This is a genomic window from Bradyrhizobium sp. 147, assembly GCF_023073935.1.
Taxonomy (GTDB): Bacteria; Pseudomonadota; Alphaproteobacteria; order Rhizobiales; family Xanthobacteraceae; genus Bradyrhizobium.
The window spans coordinates 1-7,623 of sequence record NZ_JADPKL010000086.1; the positions used below are offsets into that span (position 1 = coordinate 1).

Consider the following 7,623-nt stretch of genomic DNA (forward strand, 5'->3'; position numbering starts at 1 on the left):
TCATGACGTCGCGCGCAGCGTCCGTCAAGGATGGCCGTCGCTCGCTCGAACCTCACGTGGTCTGTTGCCAGGCCACGCCTTGACGGACGCGAGCACGGCGTCATCATGGCAGGCGCAGACCATCCGGGCGGAGCAAAAAACTGCCGCCACTTAATGGTTGCTACGAGACCTGCCAAGCTCTACGAATAACTCGGCGCGTCGGGCCTGCGGAAGATGTGGATGGGGTCGTCAGGCACGATCGGTTCGCCGCTGAACATCGCGTAGGCGTAGAGCGCGAGATAGGCAATCGCGAGCGCGCCGATGGCGTAGAAGGCCCAGGTCGCGACGCGCTTCATCCATCCGCTCCATTGCCGCCCCCGATCCGGCGGGCTCAGGCGCTTCTAAAGCGGTGGCGAGGAAAACGCCAGCCTTGCGCGAGAGCGATGGCGGCGATCAAATGCCGCGCCGGGCGCGCGCAGGGACGCTGACGTCTGCAAGCTTGACCGCGTCTTCGTCCTGGTCGACCGCCACGTACTGGCCGTGCCAATAAGCCAGCGCCGCTGTTCGCCTCGAGCTCTTGATATCCCTGACACGGCCGATGACGATGCCGTGCGAATGCCGCTCGATGATCTCCTCGACCTCGCAATCGAACGCCGACAAGGCGCCGGCCAGGAGCGGAACGCCCGACACCGCCCTCACCCATTGGGCGCCCGCGAAGCGGTCGGCGCCCTTCAACCCGCCCTTGCCGGCAAAACGTTCGGCGACATCGAGCTGATCGGCATTGAGGATGTTCACGCCGAAGGCACCATGGCGGCGGATCAGCGGAAAGGACGAGGCATCGCGATTGATGCTGACCAGCAGCGTCGGTGGCTCGACCGACAGCGAGGTCACCGAGGTCACCGTCATGCCGCTGATGTCGCTGCCCCGCCCGGCGGTGATGACGCTGACGCCGCCGGTGAGATGGCGCATGGCGCCGCGGAAATCGGCGGACGAGACGGGGATTTCGGTCATGAGATCGCGAGGCACTACATTCATGGCGTTGCTCCCCGAAGCGGGGTTCCCTGTATTTAGGTACGATCGTCCGCCGATAACAGGTGGCTCAGGATCGAGCCTTCGAGGCCCGCAAGCTCAGCTGAGCCACGCTGGCGCGCGGCCGGGCCGCGTTAACCGTGACGTCATGAGCGATCCGGCCCTCATCGATCACCAGCACCCGGTCTGCGAGCGCGACGGCCTCGGAGACGTCGTGGGTGACAAGGATCGCGGTAAAGCCCTGGTCGCGCCAGACGCGTTCCAAAAGGCGCTGCATCGAAATCCGGGTCAGCGCGTCCAGCGCACCGAGCGGCTCGTCGAAGGCGAGCACGCGCGGCCGGGAGACCAGCGCGCGACCGAGTGCGACGCGCTGCTTCTGGCCGCCCGACAGCACCGAGGGCCATTGGTCGCGCTTCTCGGCCAGCCCGACCTCGCTCAGGGCTTTCTCGGCGCGCGCATGCGCATCCTCCGACGCGCGATCGCGGCCGAGCCCGACCTCGACATTGGCGAGCACACGCGCCCAGGGCAACAGCCGCGGCTCCTGGAACATGACGCGGATGTCCTCGGGCTGGATATCCTGGCCGAAGCTGATGCTGCCGGCGTCGATCTTCTCCAGGCCGGCGATGAGGCGCAGCAGCGTGCTCTTGCCGCAGCCGCTCTTGCCGACGATGGCGACGAACTGGCCGGCGGGAATGTGCAAATCGATGCCGCGCAGCACCTCGTTGTCGCCGAAGGATTTGCGCAAGCCCCGGATGCTGAGCGGCAAACCCGCGGCAGTCGCCGGGCGCTCCTCGCGCACCATACGGGCATGTGGCGCGAAATTGGCGCGGCTGGCGAGGTCGGTTTCCGGAAGGGAGCTACGAAGCGCTGTCTGCATGTCACTCTCAACGTTTCTGGAAGGCGGGGTGCCAGGAAAGCGTCAGGCGCTCCAGCACGCGGGAGGCGCTGTCGGCGAGCTTGCCGAGCAGGGCGTAGATCAGGATCGAAAGCACGACGACGTCGATCAGCATGAACTCGCGCGCCTGCATCGCCATGTAGCCGAGGCCCGAGGACGCCGCGATGGTTTCGGCGACGATCAGGGTCAGCCACATGATTCCGAGCGCGAAGCGGATGCCGACGAAGATCGAGGGCAGCGCGCCCGGGAAGATCACCCGGCGAAACAATTCGCCGTCGGTCATGCCGTAGATGCGGCCCATCTCGATCAGCTGCGGATCGACGGTGCGGATGCCGTGCAGCGTGTTGAGGTAGATCGGGAAGAAGACTCCGAGTGCCACCAGGAACAGCTTCGCGCTCTCGTCGATGCCGAACCACAGGATGACCAGCGGGATCAGCGCCAGATGCGGCACGTTGCGCACCATCTGGAGCGTGGTGTCGGTGAGCTTGGCCGAGAGCTGCGACAGGCCGTTGGCGAGCCCGAACGCGAAGCCGATGCTGCCGCCGATCAAGAAGCCGATCGAGGCGCGCCAGAACGAGACCCAGATGTTGCGGACGAGCTCGCCGGAGAGCAGCAGCTTCCAGCCTGCGAGCACGACGTCGCTGGGCGCCGGCAGAACCCGCGTTGGCACGAAGCCAGTGACGCTCGCGACCTGCCAGATCGCGATGATGGCGAGCGGCACGATCCACTGAATGAGGCCGTCTGCCCGCGGCAGGCGTGCGCTGCGCGGAAGGGCAATGCTGTCGATCACGCTCATGATTGCGACACCCGATGCTGCGGACGGAAATCGCTGCCGACCGTTTCGCCGAAGGGACCGCCGTTGAAGTGCAGCTTCGTCACGTTGCTGGGCTGCTCCAGCGAGAGCAGCGGGAAGACCAGCTCGGCAAAGCGATAGGCTTCCTCCAGATGCGGGTAGCCCGACATGATGAAGGTATCGATGCCGAGGTCCTGATACTCCCTGATGCGCGTTGCGACGGTCTGGGCATCGCCGACCAGCGCCGTGCCGGCGCCGCCGCGCACGAGGCCGACGCCGGCCCACAGGTTCGGAGCGATCTCCAGCTTGTCGCGCCTGCCGCCGTGGAGCTGCGCCATGCGCTGCTGGCCGACGGAGTCCATACGGGCAAAATTCTTCTGCGCCAGCGCGATGGTCTCGTCGCTGACATGCTTGATCAGCTCGTTCGCGGCGCGCCAGGCCGCTTCATTGGTCTCGCGGACGATCACGTGAAGCCGGATCCCGAAGGACAATTTTCTGCCGCGCGCGGCGGCGACGTCCCTCACCTTCGCGATCTTCTCGGCAACAAGAGCCGGCGGCTCGCCCCAGGTGAGATATTTGTCCACGGTGTCGACCGCGACATCGATGCCGGCATCCGACGAACCGCCGAAATAGAGCGGCGGGCGCGGCGACTGCACCGGCGGAAACAAGAGCTTGCCGCCCTCGATATGGATATGCTTGCCCTCGGCATTGACGGTCTTGCCGGCGAGCAGATCGCCATAGACGTTGAGGAACTCGCGGGTGACTTCGTAGCGCTCGTCATGGCCGAGGAAAATGCCGTCGCCCTTGTTCTCGACGGGATCGCCGCCCGTGACGACGTTGACGAGAAGCCGACCGTTCGAGATGCGATCGAGCGTCGCCGTCATGCGTGCGGCCACGCTCGGCGATTGCAGGCCCGGACGAACGGCCACGAGATAGCGCAGCCGCTCGGTGAACGGCGCCACTGAGGAGGCAACGATCCAGGAATCCTCGCAAGACCGCCCCGTCGGCAGCAGCACGCCGAAATAGCCGAGCTGGTCGGCGGCCTGGGCGATCTGGCGCAGATAGTTGAAATTGACCTCACGGCCGCCGATGCCGGTGCCGAGATAGCGGCCGTCGCCGTGGGTCGGCAAAAACCAGAGGATGTTGGCGTTCGCTTGCTTACTCATGGTCTTGCTCATGATCCTGGTTTCCGAGCCACGTCGGAAATCCTGATGGATTTGGGGATCAGGCCCAGCGCGAAGAACGCGTCGGCAACCTGCTGCTGGTCGGCGATGACGGCATCGGTGATCGGCTTGACGCCGTAGGCCTGCCGCTTCAGCGCCACTTCGACCACGGGGACCGACAAGCCGATCGAGGGCGCGAGCTGCTCGGCCACCGCATGGATGTCGCCCCTGGCCCAATCGTCGACCGCGCTCAGCTCCGTGAGCACGGTGTCGACGATCTTCGGGTTGGCTTCGAGGAATTTCTTGGAGGAGAAATAGAACTGGTAGTTGGCGACGATGTCGGTGCCGTCGGCCAAGGTGCGCGCACCGGTGGCCGCTTCCGCTGCGGCCTGGAATGGGTCCCAGATCACCCAGGCATCGACCGCGCCGCGCTCGAACGCGGCGCGTGCATCGGCCGGCGCCAGGAACACCGGCTCGACTTCCGAATATTTGACACCCGCCTTCTCCAGCGCCTTGACCAGAAGATAGTGGACGTTGGAGCCCTTGTTCAGCGCGACCTTCTTACCCCTGAGGTCGGCGACCGACTTCAGCGGGCTGTTCCTCGGCACCAAGATCGCTTCGCCCTTCGGCGCCGGCGGCTCATAGGCGACATACTGGATCGGGGCGCCGGCGGCCTGCGCGAAGATCGGCGGAGCTTCGCCGGTGTTGCCGAAATCGATTGCGCCGACATTGAGCGCTTCGAGCAGCGGCGGACCGGAGGGGAATTCGGTCCACACCACCTTGTAGCCATCGGCGGCGAGCTTCGGTTCCAGCGTGCCCTTGCTCTTGAGCAGCACCAGCTTGCCGTATTTCTGATAGCCGATGCGGATCACCTTGTCCTGCCCGTAGGAGGTGCCGACCGCGGCGGCGACGATGCCGATCGACAGCACGATGGCCGCGATCAGACGCTGAATGATACGCCTCATGTTCAAACCTTTTGAAATGGGAGAGTGGTGGGCACGATCAGGCTGCCGGGTTGCGCCAGACGATGTCGCGGATGACGATCGGCTTCGGGATCAGGCCGAGCTTATGAAAGCGGTCGGCGACGCCCTGCTGGGTCGCGACGATGTCGTCGGTGACGGGGCCGACCACGAAGTTCGCGCGGTTGGCGGCGACGGTCTGGATGTCCAGCGGGACGCCGGTGATCGCGGCAAGCGATTTGGCGACCTCGTCGCGGTGCTGCTCGGCCCAGTTACCGGCCGCGGTCGTCACATCGACGATCTGTTGCAGGACCACTCCGTGGTTCTTCGCGAACTCGCGGTTCGCGATGTAGAAGGAGTTGGTCTTGGTAACCTCGCGCGAATTGATCAGGATGCGGCCGTTCTGCTTGGTCTCACCGATCGCGAAATACGGATCCCAGATCGCCCAGGCCTCGATGCTGCCATTGGCAAAGGCGGGGCCCGCGTCCGGTGGGGTCAGATAGACCGGGGTGATGTCAGCATAGGTGAGCCCCGCCTTCTCGAGCGTCTGCACCACGACGTTGTGCGCGCTGGACCCTTTGGTGAAGCCGATGCGCTTGCCCTTCAAGTCGGCGATCGTGCGGATCGGGGAATCCTTCGGCACCAAGATGCCCTGGCCGTTGGTGATGGGTTGGCCGGCGGCATAGACGATCGCGGCGCCCGCTGCCTGGGCGAACACCGGCGGCGAGTCCCCGACCGAACCAAAGTCCACGCTGCCGACGTTCATCGCCTCCATCATCGGCGGGCCCGAGGAGAACTCGATCCATTTCACCTCGATGCCTTGCGGAGAAAAATGTTTCTCCAGGGCGGCCTGCTGGCGCGCGATGACGAGCACGCCGGTCTTCTGGTAACCGATGCGAATTTCCTTCACTGCGCCTTGCGCATTGGCGCGCGAGACGAAGGCAGCAGCGGCTGCAGTTCCGGCAGAGAGTTTCAAGAAGTCGCGACGATGCATTCCAAGCTCCCGGCCGCGTGCGGCCGTCATTCATTCAGGTCTCGTGAATGATGGGGCGCGCTCCGAAAGCTGTCGAGACGTTCAGGAAAATAGCGATGCGAGCACTGCGCGCGCGGCGAAGCGCGTGATTAATGTTTCAAGCGGCGGAGCGAATGAAGACGGAATTTTTCTGCACGCGGATGTGAAGGCCGCGCGGGTTCGGTCTAGAAACTCGCGGCCGAAACCAAAACCGCAAAAACAACCCCATGCACAGTAGCCAGGGCGTGCGAAAACAATGACTTACGCATTATCCGAAATTCGTTTGACTCGTCGGGCAAAACAGGAGCAAGATGGCATCATGGCGGGGCTCGGGATGGAGGGGCCCGGCCGACCTAATGAAGCCAATTGACCGGCAAATTCTGCAGGCCGCGGAACGCCCAGCCGACGATCCGCACCTCCTCGTCATCGGCGATCTCGAGCTTCCCCGCGCGCGCGAACACGGTCGGCAGCGCGACGTCGGCGATCATGGCGCGCGAGGCCCAGGCGCCGGCGCAGAAATGCGGACCGGCGCCGAAGGCGACGCTCTTGGATGTGTCTCGTCTCACGTCGAACTGGTCGGCGCGCTCAAAATGCTTCTCGTCGCGATTCGCCGAGCCGAACATCAGGAACACGCGCTCATCGAGCTCGAATGACACGTCGCGGATGCTCCACGGCTTTGCGATGCGCCGCGGCGACATGCCGATCGGCGAGATCCAGCGGGCATATTCCTCGAACGCCTGCAGCCAGGACACTTCGCCCTTGCGCACGAGATTGAGCTGCTCGGGATGGGTCAGCAGCGCCCATACCGTGCCGGCGATGGCCTTGCGCGGCTCGTTCTGGCCGCCGGAGATCGCGAGTTTCACATTTGCGCGCACGCTCTCCATCGGCATGCCGGAGGCGAGGAGCACGCCGAGAATGCTCTGGTCCGGATGCTTGCGCATCACCGGCAGGATGTCGTCGATCGCGGCATCGATGCCCGACGTCGCGGCGTGGCAGCGCGCCTCGATCGCGGGATCGCCGGCATAATTGGCGATGCCCTCGATCATGCCCTGCGACCACGCATCCATGTCCTGAAAGCCGATATTGGTGAGGCCGGTGATCGACTTCAGGCACTCGCCGGAGAAGGGCAGCGCGAAATCGCGCATGAGGTCGATCCGTCCCGGTTCGATGCGATCGATGATGCGGTCGGCATGGGCCTGGAACTGCGCGGTCCAATGCGCCTTCACCGTCTTCGGCGACACCGTCGGAAACATGGCGCGGCGCTCGACCTGGTGCGCCTCGCCGTCCTTTCGCATCATGTTATGGCCCATCAACCGGTTCATCAGACCTGCGGGCTGGTGCGAGGAGAACACGTCGATCTGCTTCTCGGAAATCGAGATGTCGTCGCGGCTCGTCAGCAACGTCGAGCCGAGCTGCGGCACGAAGGCAATCGGCGCCTCCTTGCGCATTGTCGCGAGCATCGGATAGGGATCGGCCCAGAATGCGGCCGGGTCGATGTCGATGCGCGGCGCGGTGCTCAAGCTTCGCTCCCTTGCTATGTGCCTGCCAAGGTTAGCGCCTTCAGGAGCCGCCGTCTGTCCCCAGCGATTGGGACAGGCGGCCTCAGGACGTGTCTTCAAGAGTCGAGTACGCGCGGGTGCGATGGCGAAGCCCGCATTGTCCACAACATCGGACATAAGCGAATGTTCGTTGAGGGCCGATTCCGTTGAAAAAGGCCGGCAGTATTTCGTTGTAATAGCTCCGTCGCGACGTGGCCGGAACTGCTCTTACTGACCCTATGCGAGCGTCGGGGT

General features: G+C 64.6%; 7 protein-coding genes and 1 pseudogene. All 8 read right to left on the reverse strand.

Translation table 11 applies throughout. The annotated features are described in order from the left end of the window. Nucleotides 1-179: 179 nt before the first annotated feature. Nucleotides 180-335 (reverse strand): hypothetical protein, encoded by a 156-nt coding sequence (locus IVA87_RS19710; RefSeq protein WP_247334642.1) that lies wholly within the window; start codon nt 333-335, stop codon nt 180-182. 97 nt (nt 336-432) lie between these two features. Continuing rightward, complete coding sequence (locus IVA87_RS19715; protein WP_247334644.1) at nt 433-1,014, reverse strand: flavin reductase family protein; 582 nt, start codon at nt 1,012-1,014, stop codon at nt 433-435. Between the two features lie 32 nt (nt 1,015-1,046). Continuing rightward, nucleotides 1,047-1,885 (reverse strand): annotated as a pseudogene (locus IVA87_RS19720) (ATP-binding cassette domain-containing protein). Between the two features lie 7 nt (nt 1,886-1,892). After that, a complete protein-coding gene (gene ssuC, locus IVA87_RS19725) occupies nt 1,893-2,699 on the reverse strand; it encodes an aliphatic sulfonate ABC transporter permease SsuC (RefSeq protein ID WP_247334646.1) in 807 nt (268 codons plus the stop codon). Then, nucleotides 2,696-3,874: an FMNH2-dependent alkanesulfonate monooxygenase gene (ssuD, locus tag IVA87_RS19730; protein WP_247334648.1), complete on the reverse strand. Its 1,179-nt coding sequence runs from the start codon at nt 3,872-3,874 to the stop codon at nt 2,696-2,698. The genes ssuC and ssuD overlap by 4 nt, the downstream gene beginning before the upstream one ends. Further along, the gene (locus IVA87_RS19735) at nt 3,871-4,824 is read right to left on the reverse strand and encodes a sulfonate ABC transporter substrate-binding protein (protein WP_247334649.1); all 954 of its coding nucleotides are present in this window, start codon (nt 4,822-4,824) and stop codon (nt 3,871-3,873) included. Before IVA87_RS19735 ends, ssuD begins: the two co-directional genes overlap by 4 nt. A 37-nt stretch (nt 4,825-4,861) precedes the next feature. Continuing rightward, a complete protein-coding gene (locus IVA87_RS19740; protein WP_247334650.1) occupies nt 4,862-5,812 on the reverse strand; it encodes a sulfonate ABC transporter substrate-binding protein in 951 nt (316 codons plus the stop codon). Nucleotides 5,813-6,183: 371 nt separating this feature from the next. Next, nucleotides 6,184-7,350 carry a cytochrome P450 gene (locus tag IVA87_RS19745; protein WP_247334651.1) on the reverse strand — a complete coding sequence of 389 codons (1,167 nt, stop codon included), beginning with the start codon at nt 7,348-7,350 and terminating at the stop codon, nt 6,184-6,186. Nucleotides 7,351-7,623: the final 273 nt, after the last annotated feature.

What these genes read in the sequence shown, in the direction of transcription:
- ssuC (WP_247334646.1), bottom strand. Translation starts at nt 2,699, where the DNA reads ATGAGCGTGATCGACAGCATTGCCCTTCCGCGCAGCGCACGCCTGCCG.
- ssuD (WP_247334648.1), bottom strand. Translation starts at nt 3,874, where the DNA reads ATGAGCAAGACCATGAGTAAGCAAGCGAACGCCAACATCCTCTGGTTT.
- IVA87_RS19740 (WP_247334650.1), bottom strand. Translation starts at nt 5,812, where the DNA reads ATGCATCGTCGCGACTTCTTGAAACTCTCTGCCGGAACTGCAGCCGCT.
- IVA87_RS19735 (WP_247334649.1), bottom strand. Translation starts at nt 4,824, where the DNA reads ATGAGGCGTATCATTCAGCGTCTGATCGCGGCCATCGTGCTGTCGATC.
- IVA87_RS19710 (WP_247334642.1), bottom strand. Translation starts at nt 335, where the DNA reads ATGAAGCGCGTCGCGACCTGGGCCTTCTACGCCATCGGCGCGCTCGCG.
- IVA87_RS19715 (WP_247334644.1), bottom strand. Translation starts at nt 1,014, where the DNA reads ATGAATGTAGTGCCTCGCGATCTCATGACCGAAATCCCCGTCTCGTCC.